The organism is Variovorax paradoxus, assembly GCF_030811855.1.
Lineage (GTDB): Bacteria > Pseudomonadota > Gammaproteobacteria > Burkholderiales > Burkholderiaceae_C > Variovorax > Variovorax paradoxus_L.
In genome coordinates this window covers 1-14,814 of the sequence record NZ_JAUSRN010000008.1, presented here as the reverse complement: position 1 = coordinate 14,814, position 14,814 = coordinate 1, and the positions used below count along the sequence as shown (strand labels likewise).

Sequence of the window (14,814 nt, the reverse complement as noted above, 5' to 3'; positions counted from 1 at the left end):
CGGGGGTCCTTGGGGTTCCTAGGGGGAGTCGGCATGCAACGCTGGAACAAGAACGCCGCAAGTTCGAATCAAGGCGTTTCGCGGCGGCGAATCTACGCTTGAAGCAACCCGCATGCCACCGCGCAAACCCGGTGCGGCGTGTGCGAAGTTGTTTCGTCACCCTCAATCTCCTGGAGATCCACCATGCCCGCCACCGTTCATCCCAAGCTCCGCGTTGCCGCTGTGCAGGCCGCGCCCGAGTTCCTCGACCTCGACGGCACCATCGACAAGACCATCGACCTCATGGCACAGGCTGCAAGCCAAGGCGTGAAGCTCATCGCCTTTCCCGAAACCTGGGTGCCGGGCTATCCCTGGTGGATCTGGCTCGACTCGCCGGCCTGGGGCATGCAGTTCGTGCAGCGTTACCACGACAACGCGCTGGTCGTGGGCTCCGCTGAGTTCGACCGCATCAGGGATGCCGCGCGCAAACACAAGATCTGGGTTTCGCTCGGCTACAGCGAAAAGGCCGCCGGCAGCCTCTACATTGCGCAGGCGCTGTTCGACGACCAGGGCAACACGGTGCAGACGCGCCGCAAGCTCAAGCCAACGCACGTGGAGCGCACCGTGTTCGGCGAAGGCGACGGCTCCGACCTGGCCGTGGTCGAAACGCCCATCGGCAACATCGGATCGCTGTCGTGCTGGGAGCATCTTCAGCCGCTCAGCAAGTATGCAATGTATGCGCAGAACGAGCAGATTCACTGCGGCGCCTGGCCCAGCTTTTCGCTCTACCGCGGCGCGGCCTATGCGCTCGGCCCCGAACTCAACAACGCCGCGAGCCAGGTGTACGCGGCCGAGGGCCAATGTTTCGTCGTGGCGCCGTGCGCCACCGTGTCGCAGGCGATGAGCGAGCTGATGTGCACCGACCCGGGCAAGCAGCAGATGCTGCGCGTCGGCGGCGGCTATGCGCGCATCTATGCACCCGACGGCTCGCCGCTCGGCACGCCGCTCGCTGAAGACGAGGAAGGGCTGGTGATCGCCGACATCGACCTGGGAATGATCGCACTCGCCAAGGCGGCGGCCGACCCGAGTGGCCACTATTCGCGCCCCGACGTCACGCAATTGCTGCTGAACAAGACACGCCGCGAGCCCGTGGTGCTGCAGCGCGCGCCCGAGGTTGAAGGCGGCGCTTTCGAAGCCATCGTCGCCACGCCCGAGCCGGCAGCGGCGACGCGCCAGCAGCCACTGGCCGCCTGAAGCACCGGAGCCACGCCATGGAATCCGCCATTGCCGAGCACCTGAAGTGTCCCCGCACGCGCCACCGCCGCGTGGAGGACGACTATGCGCCTCCCTACCCCGTCTGGTCGGCGCGCGCGCCGACCGCGGTCACGCAGGTCGTGATGGGCTATTTCGGCGTGCAGTCGCGCGGGGCCGAAATGCGGGGCCGCGCGTGCGCGGCGCTGATGAAGATCGCAGCCGGCTTCACCCTGCCCGACGGCCCCGGCCACTACGACTTCGCGCACTACGTCGACGCCGATGGCTACGACAACATGATCGCCATCGCCTATTGGAGTGACCCCACTTCGCACGCGCGATGGTGTGCAACACCGGAGATCGACGCCTGGTGGCGCTCCGACGAGCGGCTGGCCGAGGGCCTCGGCTATTTCCGCGAAATCGTTTCGCCACGCGCCGAGCACTTCGAAACCATGTTCAACACGCCGGACCGCCTCGAAGGCGTGGGCGTGGTGATGGGCGGCGTGAGCGGCGAACTGCAGGAGCATGGCTACTGGGGTTCGATGCGCGACCGCATCCCGTTGTCGCAAACCGATGCCATGGCGCCTTCGGGCACACGCGCCATCACGCTGGGCGCACCTGCACCGGGGCAGCGCGTGCGCGTGGCGGGCCACGAGAACATCGCGATGATCCGCTCCGGCCAGGAGTGGGCCGACACCACGGGCCAGGAACGCACGCTCTATCTCGGCGAGATGGAACCCGTTCTGCGCGAAGGCATGGACTTCCTGCGCGACCAGGGCCTGGGCATCGGCTGCTACAGCAACCGCTACATGCACCACCTCGACGCCCAGGGTGCGCAGCTGGAGAAATCGTTCGGACTGAGTTTTTGGCGCTCGCTCGCCGACATGGAACGCTGGGCCGAATCGCATCCCACGCACGTCGCGATCTTCGGCAGCTTCATGCGCTACGTGCAGGCGCTGAACTTCCAGTTGCAGCTGCGCGTGTACCACGAGGTGTCGGTGCTGAAGGCCGACGAGCAGAGTTATGAATACATCAACTGCCATGCGCGCAGCGGGCTCATGAACGGGCTGGCACTGGCATAGAAAAAGGCGCCTATCGGGCGATTGCTTTAGGATGCGCGGCCCGATTCAAAGGCAAGGACCCCGACCATGTGGAGCGATCTCGACAGCCTCGTCGAAGCCTCGATGCAGGAATGGAAAGTGCCCGGGCTCGCGCTGGCCGTCATCCAGGACGGCGAGATTGCTGTGCTCAAGGGCTACGGCGTGCGCGACACTGGCACCGGCCAGCCGGTGACCACCGACACGCAGTTTTTGCTGTGCTCGATCACCAAGTCGTTCACCGCGGCCGGGCTCGGGCTGCTGGTCGACGAACGCAAACTCGACTGGGACCGGCCCGTGCGCGACCTGATTCCGGAATTCCGCCTGCACGACCCGGTCGCGACGGAGCGCCTGACGCTGCGCGACCTGCTCTGCCATCGCAGCGGGTTGCCGCGGCATGACTGGGTGCACCAACCCGGCGATCTGTCGGGCGCGCAGATGCTGCCCCTGCTGCGCCACCTGATGCCCAGCCGCGAACTGCGCGATGCCTTCCAGTACTCGAACCTCGGCTATATGGTCGCGGGCATTGTCGCGGAGCGGATCAGCGGGTTGAGCTGGGAAGACTTCATCGCCGAGCGCCTGCTGAAGCCACTGGGCATCGAGGAATTCAGTTTCACCATCGAGGCGCTCGCCGCTGCCGACAACGCGGCTCGCCCGCATGCCATGGTCGACGACGAATGCACGCGCGCCCCGCTGTGGCCCATCCGAACCACCGCAGGCGGCGGTATCAACACCTCGGTAGCCGAACTTGCGAAGTGGGTTGGCTTTCTGATCGACGAAGGCCGGGTGAACGGCATTCAGCTTCTCTCCCCGCAAGCGCTGCGCGAGATGGCGACGCCACGCATTCACATGGCCCGGTCGGAATATGCCGAGATTGGCGATTCGCACTACGGCCACGGCCTGTTCTGCGAAAGCTATCGTGGCGATCGCACGCTGTCTCATTCAGGATCATGGCTCGGCTGGGGAACACTGATGACGGTCATGCCCTCGCGGCGCGCAGGTGTCGTCGTACTGACGAATCGCGCGCCGAGCGCGGTGACGTCGCTGCTGACCTACGCGGCGCTCGACCAGATCAGCGGGCGGGAGCCTGTCGACTGGTTCAGCCGCCTTGTGCCCAAGCGGCGCGGCTTCATCGATCAACAGAAGACGGACAAGGCCAGGCGCGAAGAGAAACGCTGCGCCGGAACCCAGCCGAGCCATGCACTCGCCGAGTACGCGGGCATCTATGAACATCCGGCCTATGGGCGCATTGAAATCACGAGCAGTCATCTCGGGCTCGCCTGGCGATGGCGCGGCCTCTCAGGTCCGTTGACGCACTGGCACTACGACGTGTTCACCACGCCGGACAGACCCAGCGAGTTCTACCCCGACAACCTGGCGCTGACCTTTCTCTACGACCGTGAAGGCCGCATCGACCGCGTCGCGGCGCCATTCGAACCACAGGTGCCCGACATCGTCTTCCAGCGCGTGCCGGAACCCGCGGACGCTGCCGAGGAAAAGCCCTAGGCGAACAGCCCCTTGTGCTGCTCCCGCAGCAGCGCCTTCTGCACCTTGCCCATGGTGTTGCGCGGCAGTTCGCCGACGACGAAGCAGCGCTTCGGAATCTTGAAGTTCGCGAGCTTGGACTTCAATTCCGCAACGATTGCATCGGCGTCGAGCACTCCGCCAGCCTTGGGAATAACGATCGCGACGCCGACTTCACCGAAGTCGGGGTGCGGCACGCCGACCACGGCGCTTTCGGCCACGCCGGGGAGCTCATTGATGTAGCCCTCGATCTCGGCCGGATAGACGTTGTAGCCGCCGCTGATGATCAGGTCCTTGCTGCGCCCGACGATGGTGATGTAGCCGCGGCCGTCGATCTTGCCGACGTCGCCGGTCTTGAAGAAACCGTCGACGGTGAACTCTTCTTTCGTTTTTTCCGGCATGCGCCAGTAGCCGCTGAACACATTGGGCCCGCTGACCTGGATGTTGCCGATCTCGTCGGTGGTGCAGTCGCGACCGCTGTCGTCGCGAACGCGCAACTGCACGCCGGGCAAGGCAAAGCCGACCGTGCCGCCGCGGCGTTCGCCCTGCGCGGGGCTGTAAGGATTGGAGGTGAGCATGATCGTCTCGCTCATGCCGTAGCGTTCGAGAATGGTGTGGCCGGTGCGCTCGCGCCACTCGTCGAAGGTCTCGATGAGAAGCGGCGCGGAGCCCGCGATGAAGAGGCGCATGTTGCGCACCGCTTCGCGTGTGAGACCCGGTTCGGCCAAGAGCCGCACGTAGAGCGTGGGCACGCCCATGAACACGGTGGCTTCGGGCAGCTTCTCGACAACCCGCTTCGGGTCGAACTTCGAGAACCAGATCATCTTGCTGCCGTTCAGCAGGGCACCGTGCAACGCGACGAAGAGGCCGTGCACGTGGAAGATGGGCAGCGCGTGGATCAGCACGTCACCTTGGGTCCAGCCCCAGTAGTCCTTGAGCACCTCGGCGTTCGACAGCAGGTTGCCATGCGTGAGCATCGCGCCCTTGCTGCGGCCGGTGGTGCCGCTGGTGTAGAGGATGGCGGCGAGGTCGTCGGCTTTCTTCTTTGCAATCAAGTGCTGGTCGCTGCACTGCGCGGCCACCTCCAGCAGCGTGCCGGTGCGATCGTCGTCGAGCGTGAACACGTGCCGCGTGCCCGCCGCGTTGGCGATGGGTCCGACCCACGAGGCATTGCGGCTGGTGCACACCACCACGGCCGGTTCGGCATTGTCGATGAAGTATTCGATCTCTGCGCTTTGATAGGCGGTGTTGAGCGGCAGAAACACATAGCCCGCGCGCAGCGTGGCGAGATAGAGAATCATCGCCTCGACCGACTTCTCCACCTGCACCGCGACGCGGGCGCCCTCTTCCAGGCCCAGCGCGCCGAGCAGGTTGGCCATCATGGCGCTGGCGCGCTCGAGGTCTCGCCACGAATAGAACAGACCGTTGTCGGTCTCCACGGCGATGCCGTCGAGGTCGGCAGGAAAGGCCGCACGCAGGGCGGCAAACAGGTTGGCGTTGGCTTTCGTCTTCATCGGGCGGTCTTCAGAAATTCGGTGTGCGCTTGGCAAGAAAGGCGTCGATGCCTTCGCGGTGTTCGGCGGAGTCGGCGTAATCGTAGGCGGTCGCGAGAAGGGTATTCGTCGAATGTGCACCGGCTTTGAGCATGGCGAAGGTGTGCTTGTGCAGGCGCGCGGCCTGCGGCGCCAGGGCTGCGATGCGCGCGGCATGCACCTCTGCAGCGGCAACCACCTCTTCGTCGGACAGCACGTGCAGCAAAAATCCGGCATCGTACAGGCGCTGTGCGCCGTGGACGCCGGCGGCCAGCAGCATGTCGCGCGCCAGCACGTCGCCAATGGCGCCATGGACCAGCGCGGCCTCCCGCGGCGCCATCGGAAAGCCCAGCTTCGCGATGGGCGCGCCAAATTTTGCGGAGGCGCCCGCAAGACGGATGTCGCAGCAGCTCGCAATCTCGATGCCGGCACCCATGCACGCGCCTTCGATCTGTGCGACCAGGGGCAGCGGGCAGTCGAGCATGGCCTGCAGCGCGCCCCAGACTTCGTTCTCGTGGAATTCTCGCAGGCTCGCTTCGTCGAAACGAAACGACGGGTACTCGGAAATGTCGCCGCCGGCGCAGAAGGCTCCGCCCTCGCCGCGAACCACGACACAGCGCAGTTCGGCATCTTCCGCCTGGCGGATGCCGTCGAACACCGCACGCAGTTCGCGCCACATGCCGCGCGTCATCGCATTGAGGCGACCCGCGTTCGACAGGGTGACGAACGCAATGGCGCCCTCCCGGCGCAGCGAAACGTGGCGCTCGTCCATCACTCGAGCTTGGCGCCCGAGGCCTTCACCACCGCGGCCCAGCGCTTGATTTCCGAGCGCACGAAGCCGCCGTAGGAGGCCATCGTGAGGTTCGGAATCTCGGAGCCATTCTGGGCCCAGATGGTCTTGAGCTCGTCGGTTGCCAGCGCCTTCTTCATGTCGTCGACGATGCGCCCCTGCAGGTCGGCCGGCGTGCCCTTGGGCGCCCAGAGGCCATACCACGTGGTGACCGTGTAGTCGGGCAGTCCCACCTCGGCGGCGCAAGGCACGTCGGGGAACGCGGGGTTGCGCTTGCTGCCTGCCACCATCAGCGCCTTGATGCGCCCGCCCTTGATGTGCTGGGCCGAAGAACCAAGGCCGTCGAACATCAGGTCGACGTTGCCGGCAATCAGATCGGACAGCGCCGGGCCCGCGCCGCGGTAGGGAATGTGCGTGATGAACGTGTTGGTCTGCAGCTTGAACAGTTCGCCTGCCAGGTGGTGCGAAGTGCCCGCGCCGGCCGAGCCGTAGTTGAGCTTGCCGGGGTTGCGCTTGGCGGCGGCAACAAGCTCCTGAAGGGTGTTGGCCGTGACGCGGCGCGGATTGACCACCACCACCTGCGGCACGTTGGCCAGCAGCATCAGCGGCACGAAGTCTTTCTCCAGGTCGTAGTCGAGCTTGGGGTAGATCGACGGTGCGATGGCGTGGTGCACCGCGCCCATGAAGAGCGTGTAGCCGTCGGGCTGGGCCTTGGATGCGATGCTGGCACCCACAGTGCCGCCCGCGCCGCCGCGGTTGTCGATGACCAGCGTCTGGCCGCTGATCTTGGCAAACTGCGCCGAGAGTGGACGCGCGAAGGCGTCGGTGCCGCCACCGGCCGGAAACGGCACGATCATATTCACCGGCCGGGTCGGCCAATTACCCCCCTGCGCGCGCGCCCCGCCGCCGCACAGAACAGCGGCACCGGCCGCAGCCAGGCGCAGCACGTCGCGTCGTTGAAAACTCTGAGTCATCTGTCATCTCCTGTCGTTGTGGATGAGCCGCGCCATGCGGCCGCCGGCACCTCGTGCGCCGGACTTTTTTCTTTCAGAACTCTCAGCCTTTTTTGAAGAACAGGCTTTCAACGTCTCCCGATACCGCCACCTTGCCTTCTGCCAGCCACGCGCGATGCTTGTCGAGCCGTTTCAGATCGTAGAGGTAATTCACCATCAGTCCGTAAGACTGCTTCTGCCCTTTGGGCGAGGGATCGCCGGCCCAGTTGAGCCGCTCCACACGCGCACCGTTGCCCAGGTGGAAGCGCGCCACCGGATCGGCCGGCGTGCCGTCGATCAGCGTGTGGCCCAGGTATTCGGCAGCGGCCTGCAGCAGCCATTGACGCAGCGGCGACCTGGCGTCGAGGGTGGCGGCGCCGTCCACCGCCGCGAGCAGGCGGTCGGCGGTGGGCGGCAGCGAACCGATCAGGCGACCGAGCTCGGCCTCGCGTTTTTCGTCCAGGCGCGCCAGCAGTTCCGCGGCGTTCTTTCCGAGCCACGTGCGAAAGCCGGGAATGGGCGAGAGCGTGGCAAAGATCTTGAGGCGCGGCAGTTCGTCCTGCAGGGTTTCGACCACGCGCTTGATGAGCGAATCGCCAAAGCTCACGCCGCGCAGGCCGTCCTGGGTGTTGCTGATCGAATAGAAGATGGCCGTCGTTGCCTTGGCCGGGAGGATCGGCACCGCGGCCTCGTCGAGCAGCGGAGCAATGCCCTCGCTGATGCGATCGACCAAAGCTACCTCGACGAAGATCAGCGGCTCGTTGGGCAGGCGCGGATGGAAGAAGCCGTAGCAGCGACGGTCGCTGTCGTCGAGCCGGTTTTTCACGTCGGTCCAGCTCTTGATGTCGTGCACAGCCTCATAGCGGATCAGCTTCTCGATCAGCGAAGCGGGCGAATTCCAGTCGATGCGCCGCAGCTCTAGAAACGCGACGTCGAACCAGGTGGAGAACAGGTGCTCCAGCTCGGCATCCAGCGCGATCAACCGCTTGTCGGACTTGAGAAAAGGCAGCAGTTCGGCGCGCAGGTCGACCAGAAAACGCATGCCTTCGGGCTCGACCGCGAAGCGCTGCAGCAGGCGCATGCGGGGCGAGACCAGTGCGCGCCGCAGCTTGAGCTCGGCCTGCCCTTCGTCGGGCGTTCCCACCGCTGCCTGGTGCTGGTCGCGGGCGAACTTGAGCTTGTGCGGATCGGCTGCGAAATGCTCGCTCATCAGCGCCCAATAATCGCGCCGCTCTTCGGGTGTGGCGCTGGCGTACGCGGTGGCAATGGCGTGCGCCCTTCGCCCGCCCTCGACCTCGCTCACGCGCGGATCGATCACGGCTTGCAGGGCGGCGAGCACGCGGCGCAGCGCGCGGGGCGACAAGGCTTCGTCGGCCTTGCGCAGGGTGGCCTGCATGCGCTCGGCAGTGGAACGCAAGCTCGGCTTGGCGGCGGACTTGGACGCGCCGCGGGCGGCTCCCTCGGGCGCCACCGGCACCTTGTTGCCTGACTTCTCGCCAGAACGCAATCGCGCCTGGAACCATTCGGTCGCACTCATCTACAAACTCCAATGCTGTGAGGTGCGGGGAAGTCTTTTTTCATGTCGTTCATGACATCACCCTGGATTTCTGCTGCCGCGCCACCTCGCGCAGCGCCTCGCGCTGCCGCGTCAGGTGCGTGCGCATGGCCGCGTCCGCGCCTTGACTGTCGCGCGCCTTGAGCGCAGCGAACACCGCCAGGTGCTCCGACAGGCTCTGCTCGAGCCGGCCCGGCGCATGCAGCTGCTGGAGTCGCGCCAGCTTGAGGATCTTGCGCAGGTCGCCGATCACCTGCGCCAGCCATCGGTTGTCGGCCAGCTGGATGATCGCCTCGTGGATGAGGTGGTTGGTGGCGTAGTAGTCGTTGATGCGCTTGCCCTTGGCATGGCGCACCAGGCGTTCATGCAGCGCATCGAGCTCGCTCAATTCGGCATCGCTCGCGTTGCGTGCGGCCTCGTAGGCGCACCGGCCTTCGAGCAGCGCGATGACCGGAAAGATCTCGTCCAGGTCGCGTTCGGTCACCTCACGCACGAAGCAGCCGCGCCGCGGTTCGTGCCGCAGCAGGCCTTCGGCCGTGAGCACCTTGAGCGCCTCGCGCAAGGGGGTGCGCGAGATCGAGAGCCGTTCGCACAGCGCGGCCTCGTCCAGGAAACTGCCCGGCGCCAATGTGCCTGCGAAGATCTGCTCGCGCAGCGTGGCGGCCACTTCGTCGTGCAAGGAGTTCGGGACCAGGCGCATGAGGATGTGAAACGCTGTCAGGCGTAATTTCCTGTAATTACGCGTAATTGTGAGTCGGCGAGGAACGCGGCACAAGGCCGCGCGGCACGCCCGCGGCCCGTGCTTACCCTGAGTGCCGGAGGCTCAGGCCGTCGCCGGCTGGCGGCGCTGCGCGGCCCAGATCCACAGGCCGATGCCGAAGATCACCATCGGCACGCTGAGCCACTGCCCTTGGCTCAGATTGAGCGCGCGCAAGCCGAGAAAATCATCCGGCTCGCGGAAATACTCGGCAATGAAGCGCAGCACGCCATAGCCGATCATGAACACTGCGGCCACCTGCCCTTGCTTGCGTTCCTTGCGCGCGTAGAGCCACATGATGACGAACAAAAGGAGCCCTTCGAGCAGGAATTGGTAGACCTGCGAGGGATGGCGCGGCAGCATCGAGCCGCTCTGCGGAAACACCATGCCCCACGGCAGGTCGGGGCTGCTGAAGCGGCCCCAGAGCTCGCCGTTGATGAAGTTGCCCACGCGGCCGGCTGCGAGTCCCGTCGGCACGCAAGGCGAGACGAAATCCATCACCTGCCAGAACGGCCGGGCGCGCGAATGCGCAAACCAGAGCATCGCCCCGATCACGCCCAGCAGGCCGCCATGGAAGCTCATGCCGCCCTGCCACACGTAAAGAATCTGGAGCGGATTCGCCAGATAGAACTCGGGCTTGTAGAACAGGCAGTAGCCGAGCCGCCCGCCCACGATAACGCCCATCACACCGAGAAAGAGAATGTCCTCGATGTCCTTGCGCTGCCACGCGCCCGCGCCGACCAGCGAGCGATACGGCTCGTGCCGTAGGCGGCGCGTGCCGAGAAAATAGAACAGCGCGAACGCGGCGAGGTAGGTCAGGCCGTACCAGTGAATGGCAACGGGCCCGAGCTGCAGGGCGACGGGATTGATCTGCGGATACATGAGCATGGCGCCGATTGTGCCCCGTGCGTGTGGCTCCCCAGCGACCCAGCTCAGCCGCCCTTCTGCGTGCGCTCGCGCACGAATTCCACGAAGCGACCCAGCGCCGGATGCATGGCATGCGCGGGCCACACGAGGCTGGTCTCGCAGGCGGGCAGCACCACCCGGCCGCGGCCCAGGCCCTTGAACTCATGCGCCTGGCGGTAGACCACGCCGGCGCGCCGGAACTGCATCACGCTGTGCGGCACCCAGGCCACGCCAATGCCACCCGAAACCAGATTGACGATGGTCTGCATCTGAATCGCCTCTTGCGCCACCTGCGGCACGCGGCCCGCCGAGTGATAAAGGCCGAGCACCGCATCGTGCAACGACGGCACGATGCGACGCGGAAAGATCACCAGCGGTTCGGACAGCACCTCGGCCAGCGGCACGGGGGTTGCGCCCGCCAGCCGATGTTGCGCCGGCATGGCCAGCACCAGCGATTCCTGTTCCACCGGCACCCGTGCAAGTCCCGGAGGTGCGGCGCCGGGGGAATGGAGCATGAGCCCGGCGTCGATGTCGCCGCGCGCAAAGGCTTCGAGCTGCACGTCGCCGGTGGCTTCGACCAGTTCGAGCGCCACCTCGGGGCACAGCACGCGGAACTCGCGCACCCAGGCCGGCAGCTTCTCGAAGCCGATGGTGGACACGAAGGCGATGCGCACCCTCCCCACCTGCCCGGCCGCCGCCGCACGCGCGCGCTCGGGCAGGGCCTGGGCCCGCGCCAGCAACTCGCGCACGTCAGGCAGCAGGGCCTCGCCAGCGGGCGTGAGCGCCACGCGCCGGCGCGTGCGGTCGAACAGCAGCACACCCAGCGTCTTTTCGAGCTGGGCAATGGCCTGAGTAACCGGGGGCTGCGTCATGTGCAGCCGCTCGGCCGCGCGGCCGAAATGCAGTTCCTCCGCCACGGCCACGAACTGGCGCCAGGCGCGCAGGTCGATCATGGTTTCTTTCATATGCCGAGCATATCAATACGCGTGAAAAATCGGATTGGAATGAATCAATGAGAAGTCCGATACTTGGGGCCCCCGATCTCCCCACGACAGAAGAGACACCATGGACACCAAGCCGATCCAGATCAACCGCCGCAGCGCCAACATCGTCGAAGGCAAGAGCCGCGCGCCCAACCGCTCGATGTTCTATGCCATGGGCTACGAAGAGAGCGACTTCAAGAAACCGATGGTCGGCGTGGCCAACGGCCACAGCACCATCACGCCTTGCAACTCGGGCCTGCAGAAGCTGGCCGACGCGGCCATTGCGGGCATCGAGGAAGCCGGCGGCAACGCGCAGGTGTTCGGCACCCCCACCATTTCCGACGGCATGGCGATGGGCACCGAAGGCATGAAGTACTCGCTGGTGAGCCGCGAAGTCATCTCCGACTGCATCGAGACCTGCGTGGGCGGGCAGTGGATGGACGGCGTGCTGGTGGTCGGCGGCTGCGACAAAAACATGCCCGGCGGCCTCATGGGCATGCTGCGCGCCAATGTGCCGGCCATCTACGTCTACGGCGGCACCATCCTGCCGGGCCGCTACAAGGGGCAAGACCTCAACATCGTGAGCGTGTTCGAAGCGGTGGGCCAGAACGCCGCCGGCAACATGAGCGACGAAGACCTGCACGAGATCGAGAAGCGCGCCATTCCCGGCACCGGTTCGTGCGGCGGCATGTACACGGCCAACACCATGTCCAGCGCGTTCGAGGCGCTGGGCATCTCGCTGCCCTACTCGTCGACCATGGCGAACCCTCACGACGAGAAAGCAAATTCGGCCAAGGAATCCGCCAAGGTGCTGATCGAGGCGATCAAGAAGGACATCAAGCCGCGCGACATCGTGACCAAGAAGGCCATCGAGAACGCGGTGGCCGTCATCATGGCCACAGGCGGCTCCACCAACGCCGTGCTGCACTTCCTGGCCATCGCGCATGCCGCCGAGGTCGAGTGGTCCATCGACGACTTCGAGCGCATGCGCAAGAAGGTGCCGGTGCTGTGCGACCTGAAGCCCTCGGGCAAGTACCTGGCGGTCGACCTGCACCAGGCCGGCGGCATCCCCCAGGTGATGAAGGTGCTGCTGAATGCGGGCCTGCTGCACGGCGACTGCATCACCATCACGGGCCAGACGATTGCCGAAGTGCTGAAGGACGTGCCCGACGTGCCGCGCGCCGACCAGGACGTCATCCGCCCGATCGACAAGCCGATGTACGACGAAGGCCACCTGGCCATCCTCAAGGGCAACCTGTCGCCCGAAGGCGCGGTCGCCAAGATCACCGGCCTGAAGAACCCCGTCATCACCGGCCCGGCGCGCGTGTTCGACGACGAGCAGTCGGCGCTCAAGGCCATCCTGGACGGCAAGATCAAGGCCGGCGACGTGATGGTGCTGCGCTACCTGGGCCCCAAGGGCGGCCCGGGCATGCCCGAAATGCTGGCCCCCACGGGCGCACTGATCGGTGCTGGCCTGGGCGAAAGCGTGGGCCTCATTACCGACGGCCGCTTCTCGGGCGGCACCTGGGGCATGGTGGTCGGCCACGTCGCGCCCGAGGCGGCGGCGGGCGGCACCATTGCGTTCGTGAACGAAGGCGACTCGATCACCATCGACGCGCACAAGCTGGTGCTCGAACTCAACGTGCCCGAAGCCGAGCTTGCCAAGCGCCGCGAAGGCTGGAAGCCGCCAGCGCCGCGCTACACCCGCGGCGTGCAGGCCAAGTTCGCTTTCAACGCCTCGAGCGCAAGCTCGGGCGCGGTGCTCGACAAGTTCTGAAGCCCGGTCGGGCTCCGCCGAGCCCTCGACGCGACCCGCTCAGCGCTTCGGGCGTTGGCCCTTGCTGCCCGGCATGCCCATGTTGCTGCGCTGCCGGTCGATGCGCGCCTGCTTGCGCCGTTCTTCGCGCTCGACGACCTTGCGCTTGGTATAGCCCGACGAATCGGCCCATGCCCACCAAGCCATGGCCATGGCGAAAGGCGACAGCACGATCCACCAGCTCCAGCCGGCAACCATGCCCACTTCCAGGTATTTCAAGGCCACGCCAAGCAGGCCCAGCAGCAGAAAAAGCATCGCGAATCCTCGGGGTTTTGTTGGAAACGCTTCCGGGCGCCGGTGCACGGCGCTACCTACAATCGCGTTAGATCGAATGTAACCCAGCCATTACGAAATACATCCCCATGAAGAGACTCCTGTCATTCGCGGCTCTGGGACTCTGCCTCGCGGCTCCCGCCTTCGCCGACCTGGCCTTGGCCACGTCGAAAAACTGCATGAGCTGCCACGCGGTCGATCGCAAGGTGCTCGGCCCCGCATTCAAGGACGTGGCGGCCAAGTACAAAGGCAACGCCGGCGCGGCCGACATGCTCGCGGCAAAGATCATCAAGGGCGGTTCGGGCGTGTGGGGCCCGGTGCCGATGCCGGCCAACACCCAGGTGAGCGAAGCCGACGCCAAGAAGCTCGCCGCCTGGGTGCTGATGACGCGCTGATTCCGGCACGCGCGCCGGGACCACGCGCCCTCGTCAAACCCGCGGATCGATGTCCGTGGGCAGTGGGCGCCGCTCGATGCGGTCTTCGAGCTGGCCGATGTGCGCGGCCACGGTGTTGTCGGACTGTTCCGAGCGCTGGCGCACCACGCTCTCGAGCTGGCCGAGGCGGGTCAGCAACGAGGCATGCCGCTCGGCGTTTTGCGCCATGTGCCTGTTCTCCTGCACTTCCAGAAAATTGCGCAGCTCGGTGAAGCGCGAAGCCTCGGCCTTGTCGGCAAGATCGCGCTGCACCTGCATTTCCTTGTTGTGGCGCTTGGCATCGAGCAACACCGAGCTGTGCAGGTACAGCACGTAGACCAGGAAGAACACACCGAGAGCGATCGTCAGCGCCAGCATCATCAAGCCCAGCGGTGCGGAAATCGTCATGAAGCCCAGCGAGACCGGCACGGGCGCCGACAGTGTTCCCCAGTTGAGCGCGGCAAGGGCCGCGATCAACAGCAGAATGACGAACAGGAAAGCAGATCTCACGCCCATGGGGGGCCTCCTTCGGAAAATCGAACACAACGGAACTCGCCGTGCGCTCTAGGCGCACGGCTGCTCCGCTGGTTTTACCTCAGGCCGCGAGGCCCAATAGCCTCTGCTTTCCAGTAACGGCCGTGTCCTACAGAACCAATCAGTTGGTCTGTGACAACTGCTCCAGGATCGCCGGATTCTCCAGCGTGGACGTGTCCTGCGTGATCGCCTCCCCCTTGGCGATGCTGCGCAGCAGGCGCCGCATGATCTTGCCGCTGCGCGTCTTGGGCAGGTTGTCCCCGAAGCGGATGTCCTTGGGCTTGGCGATCGGACCGATCTCCTTGGCCACCCAGGCACGCAGCTCGTTGGCGATCTGCTTGGCCTCCTCTCCCGTCGGGCGGCTGCGCTTGAGCACCACGAAGGCACACACCGCCTCGCCCGTCACGTCGTC

General features: G+C 65.7%; 15 protein-coding genes. 5 read left to right on the top strand and 10 right to left on the bottom strand.

Annotated features, from left to right (window positions below):
- Positions 1 to 183: 183 nt before the first annotated feature.
- The 3 genes from J2X92_RS15945 (at position 184) to J2X92_RS15935 (ending at position 3,833) form a co-directional block, all read left to right on the top strand.
- A complete protein-coding gene (locus J2X92_RS15945; RefSeq protein ID WP_307576936.1) occupies positions 184 to 1,233 on the top strand; it encodes a carbon-nitrogen hydrolase family protein in 1,050 nt (349 codons plus the stop codon).
- Positions 1,234 to 1,250: 17 nt separating this feature from the next.
- Positions 1,251 to 2,312, top strand: a complete 1,062-nt coding sequence (locus J2X92_RS15940; RefSeq protein ID WP_307576935.1) for a phenylacetaldoxime dehydratase family protein — start codon at positions 1,251 to 1,253, stop codon at positions 2,310 to 2,312.
- A 66-nt stretch (positions 2,313 to 2,378) separates the two neighbouring features.
- Positions 2,379 to 3,833: a serine hydrolase gene (locus J2X92_RS15935; protein WP_307576934.1), complete on the top strand. Its 1,455-nt coding sequence runs from the start codon at positions 2,379 to 2,381 to the stop codon at positions 3,831 to 3,833.
- On the opposite strand, the gene J2X92_RS15930 is transcribed toward J2X92_RS15935, so the two are convergent.
- The 7 genes from J2X92_RS15930 to J2X92_RS15900 all read right to left on the bottom strand — a co-directional run bounded on the left by J2X92_RS15930 (position 3,830) and on the right by J2X92_RS15900 (position 11,348).
- Entirely contained in the window at positions 3,830 to 5,365 is a 1,536-nt protein-coding gene (locus tag J2X92_RS15930; protein ID WP_307576933.1) for a malonate--CoA ligase, read from the bottom strand. The two genes, J2X92_RS15935 and J2X92_RS15930, sit on opposite strands and share 4 nt — an antisense overlap.
- Before the next feature lie 10 nt (positions 5,366 to 5,375).
- Positions 5,376 to 6,155 (bottom strand): enoyl-CoA hydratase/isomerase family protein, encoded by a 780-nt coding sequence (locus J2X92_RS15925; protein WP_307576932.1) that lies wholly within the window; start codon positions 6,153 to 6,155, stop codon positions 5,376 to 5,378.
- A complete protein-coding gene (locus J2X92_RS15920) occupies positions 6,155 to 7,147 on the bottom strand; it encodes a Bug family tripartite tricarboxylate transporter substrate binding protein (protein ID WP_307576931.1) in 993 nt (330 codons plus the stop codon). The genes J2X92_RS15925 and J2X92_RS15920 overlap by 1 nt, the downstream gene beginning before the upstream one ends.
- Before the next feature lie 82 nt (positions 7,148 to 7,229).
- Complete coding sequence (locus J2X92_RS15915) at positions 7,230 to 8,702, bottom strand: malonyl-CoA decarboxylase (RefSeq protein ID WP_307576930.1); 1,473 nt, start codon at positions 8,700 to 8,702, stop codon at positions 7,230 to 7,232.
- Between the two features lie 49 nt (positions 8,703 to 8,751).
- On the bottom strand, positions 8,752 to 9,420 hold the full coding sequence (locus tag J2X92_RS15910; protein WP_307576929.1) for a GntR family transcriptional regulator: 669 nt from the start codon (positions 9,418 to 9,420) through the stop codon (positions 8,752 to 8,754).
- A 123-nt stretch (positions 9,421 to 9,543) separates the two neighbouring features.
- Positions 9,544 to 10,365: a prolipoprotein diacylglyceryl transferase gene (lgt, locus tag J2X92_RS15905; protein WP_307576928.1), complete on the bottom strand. Its 822-nt coding sequence runs from the start codon at positions 10,363 to 10,365 to the stop codon at positions 9,544 to 9,546.
- 44 nt (positions 10,366 to 10,409) lie between these two features.
- A complete protein-coding gene (locus J2X92_RS15900) occupies positions 10,410 to 11,348 on the bottom strand; it encodes a LysR family transcriptional regulator (RefSeq protein WP_307576927.1) in 939 nt (312 codons plus the stop codon).
- Between the two features lie 100 nt (positions 11,349 to 11,448).
- Between J2X92_RS15900 and ilvD the strand changes: the two genes are divergently transcribed.
- On the top strand, positions 11,449 to 13,143 hold the full coding sequence (gene ilvD / locus J2X92_RS15895; protein ID WP_307576926.1) for a dihydroxy-acid dehydratase: 1,695 nt from the start codon (positions 11,449 to 11,451) through the stop codon (positions 13,141 to 13,143).
- A 39-nt stretch (positions 13,144 to 13,182) separates the two neighbouring features.
- Here the strand turns inward: ilvD and J2X92_RS15890 are convergent, their stop codons facing one another.
- Positions 13,183 to 13,437 carry a TIGR04438 family Trp-rich protein gene (locus tag J2X92_RS15890; RefSeq protein ID WP_307576925.1) on the bottom strand — a complete coding sequence of 85 codons (255 nt, stop codon included), beginning with the start codon at positions 13,435 to 13,437 and terminating at the stop codon, positions 13,183 to 13,185.
- Between the two features lie 107 nt (positions 13,438 to 13,544).
- Here J2X92_RS15890 and J2X92_RS15885 point away from each other — a divergent pair, with 107 nt between their 5' ends.
- Positions 13,545 to 13,850 (top strand): c-type cytochrome, encoded by a 306-nt coding sequence (locus tag J2X92_RS15885; protein ID WP_307576924.1) that lies wholly within the window; start codon positions 13,545 to 13,547, stop codon positions 13,848 to 13,850.
- Between the two features lie 33 nt (positions 13,851 to 13,883).
- On the opposite strand, the gene J2X92_RS15880 is transcribed toward J2X92_RS15885, so the two are convergent.
- Both J2X92_RS15880 and J2X92_RS15875 read right to left on the bottom strand, forming a co-directional pair.
- Complete coding sequence (locus J2X92_RS15880) at positions 13,884 to 14,384, bottom strand: LapA family protein (protein ID WP_307576923.1); 501 nt, start codon at positions 14,382 to 14,384, stop codon at positions 13,884 to 13,886.
- 139 nt (positions 14,385 to 14,523) lie between these two features.
- On the bottom strand, positions 14,524 to 14,814 hold a 291-nt coding region (locus J2X92_RS15875; protein WP_444875715.1), incomplete at its 5' end, for an AMP-binding enzyme.

Bases quoted from the DNA above. Each gene is read 5' to 3' on its own strand.
- J2X92_RS15945 (WP_307576936.1), top strand. From the start codon at position 184: ATGCCCGCCACCGTTCATCCCAAGCTCCGCGTTGCCGCTGTGCAGGCC.
- J2X92_RS15940 (WP_307576935.1), top strand. From the start codon at position 1,251: ATGGAATCCGCCATTGCCGAGCACCTGAAGTGTCCCCGCACGCGCCAC.
- J2X92_RS15935 (WP_307576934.1), top strand. From the start codon at position 2,379: ATGTGGAGCGATCTCGACAGCCTCGTCGAAGCCTCGATGCAGGAATGG.
- J2X92_RS15930 (WP_307576933.1), bottom strand. From the start codon at position 5,365: ATGAAGACGAAAGCCAACGCCAACCTGTTTGCCGCCCTGCGTGCGGCC.
- J2X92_RS15925 (WP_307576932.1), bottom strand. From the start codon at position 6,155: ATGGACGAGCGCCACGTTTCGCTGCGCCGGGAGGGCGCCATTGCGTTC.
- J2X92_RS15920 (WP_307576931.1), bottom strand. From the start codon at position 7,147: ATGACTCAGAGTTTTCAACGACGCGACGTGCTGCGCCTGGCTGCGGCC.
- J2X92_RS15915 (WP_307576930.1), bottom strand. From the start codon at position 8,702: ATGAGTGCGACCGAATGGTTCCAGGCGCGATTGCGTTCTGGCGAGAAG.
- J2X92_RS15910 (WP_307576929.1), bottom strand. From the start codon at position 9,420: ATGCGCCTGGTCCCGAACTCCTTGCACGACGAAGTGGCCGCCACGCTG.
- lgt (WP_307576928.1), bottom strand. From the start codon at position 10,365: ATGCTCATGTATCCGCAGATCAATCCCGTCGCCCTGCAGCTCGGGCCC.
- J2X92_RS15900 (WP_307576927.1), bottom strand. From the start codon at position 11,348: ATGAAAGAAACCATGATCGACCTGCGCGCCTGGCGCCAGTTCGTGGCC.
- ilvD (WP_307576926.1), top strand. From the start codon at position 11,449: ATGGACACCAAGCCGATCCAGATCAACCGCCGCAGCGCCAACATCGTC.
- J2X92_RS15890 (WP_307576925.1), bottom strand. From the start codon at position 13,437: ATGCTTTTTCTGCTGCTGGGCCTGCTTGGCGTGGCCTTGAAATACCTG.
- J2X92_RS15885 (WP_307576924.1), top strand. From the start codon at position 13,545: ATGAAGAGACTCCTGTCATTCGCGGCTCTGGGACTCTGCCTCGCGGCT.
- J2X92_RS15880 (WP_307576923.1), bottom strand. From the start codon at position 14,384: ATGGGCGTGAGATCTGCTTTCCTGTTCGTCATTCTGCTGTTGATCGCG.